This window comes from Streptomyces populi (genome assembly GCF_002911015.1).
Taxonomy (GTDB): Bacteria; Actinomycetota; Actinomycetes; order Streptomycetales; family Streptomycetaceae; genus Streptomyces; species Streptomyces populi.
Genome location: NZ_KZ627084.1, coordinates 1 through 1,765 on the forward strand (window position 1 = coordinate 1; position 1,765 = coordinate 1,765).

At 73.1% G+C, this 1,765-nt stretch carries 1 protein-coding gene; it reads right to left on the reverse strand.

The features are described from left to right. Positions 1 to 33 precede the first annotated feature (33 nt). Positions 34 to 1,620: an FAD-binding oxidoreductase gene (locus CW362_RS42750; protein WP_103554948.1), complete on the reverse strand. Its 1,587-nt coding sequence runs from the start codon at positions 1,618 to 1,620 to the stop codon at positions 34 to 36. Positions 1,621 to 1,765: the final 145 nt, after the last annotated feature.

Genomic DNA, 1,765 nt, shown 5'->3' on the forward strand with positions numbered 1-1,765 from the left:
CCGGGCCCGGCCGCGGCCGTTCGGGAGACGTCCTCAGAGAGCCTGGGGGAACGAGAAGAAGCGGTTCGGGTCGTACTGGCGCTTCAGGGTCGTCAGACGGGCGGCCGCGTCGCCGTAGTACGCCTTGCGCCAGTTCGTCAGCGTCGCGTCGGTGTAGTTCTGGTAGGCCGCGCCCGAGGCGTACCGGCCCATCGCGTTGTGGGCGCCCGTCAGCCAGGACTGGGCGGTGGTGCCGGAGGTGCCCGCCCGCCAGGACGCGATGTACTGGGCGAGCATGCGCGAGCGGCGGTGCACGAACGCCGTGGACGTGGGCGCGACGCGGTTGACCGCGCCGCCGAGCGCGGTGAGCGCGATGCTGCCCGCGCCGCCGCGGACCGCGGAGATCTGGTTCAGGAGCGTCTGGATCCCGGCCGCCGAGATCGAACGGTCGAAGAAGTCCGAGCGGGCCGCGTACGTCTCGCGGCCGAGGGCGCCCTGCGGGCTGCGGCCCGGCGTCGACCCCGGCAGGTGGCACTGGGCGTCCGCCGAGAACGACGAGCAGCCCGCGTACACCTCCATCGCGTCCTCGTACGAGCGCCGCTTGAGGGAGACGCTGCGCGCGGGGGAGCCGATCCGGTCCGCCAGCCGGTCCACCGCGTTCTGGAGCTCGCCGTAGGTGCCGAGGGAGAACGCGGCTATGGAGACGGTGGGCGTGCCGCCGGCCGCGCCGGCCAGGTGGCAGGACGACCAGATCTCGTCCGGCTGGCTCGGACCCCACTCCTGCCAGGCCTTCACCACCGCGGCGGCCTTGGCCCACGGCCAGGTCATGTACGCCGAGACGCCCTGCGGTGCCGGGTGGGTCTTGAAGCGGAGCTCGGTGACGACGCCGAAGTTGCCGTTGCCGGCGCCGCGCAGCGCCCAGAACAGGTCCTTGTTCTGGGTGGCGTTCGCGGTGAGCTGCTTGCCGTCGGCGGTGATCAGCGTCGCCTGGGTGAGGCTGTCGCAGGTCAGTCCGTACGCCCGGGACACGACGCCGTGGCCGCCGCCCAGGGTCAGTCCGGAGACGCCCACGGTGGGGCAGGAACCGGCGGGGATGGTGACGCCCTTCGCGGCCAGGGCGCGGTAGACGTCGATCAGCTTGGAACCGGCGCCGACGACCGCCTCGTTCGCCGAGGCGCGGATCCTGTTCAGCTTGGAGACGTCGATGATCAGGCGGCCGTCGCCGGAGGACCAGCCCGCGTAGGAGTGGCCGCCGTTGCGGATGGACACCTTCACGCCGTGGGCGCGGGCGTAGTCCATGGTCGTGCGGATGTCGTCGGCGTGCGCGACGTAGGCGACGGCGGCGGGCTTCAGGCTGTCGAAGCGGGTGTTGTACAGCTGGTGGGCGGCGGGCCAGCTGTGGTCGCCGGGGCGGATCAGGGCGCCGTCCAACTGGTGGCCCAGTGCGGTCCAGTTGGCGGCCGCGCGGTTGGCGGCGGTCGCCGTGCGTATGCCGGTGGTGTCGGCCGCGGTGCTCGTGGCGCTCGCGCTCCCGGCCTTGCCGTCGGCGTGGGTGCCGCCCTTGTCGCCGCCGTTGCAGGCGGACGTCGCCGCCGCCGCGAGAACGGCGGTGGCTCCGCCGATGAACGAACGCCGCTGCATGTGTGCCTCCCGTGGGTTCCGTGGACCGAGACGGGCCCCCGGGCCCAGGGGTTCCGCACGCATGTCGCAGAACCGCTACAGCTCCGCATCCCAGCACGTCGGGTTCCGGGCGGGGACGGCGGGGTGCCGGTTCGCTTGCGCTGGC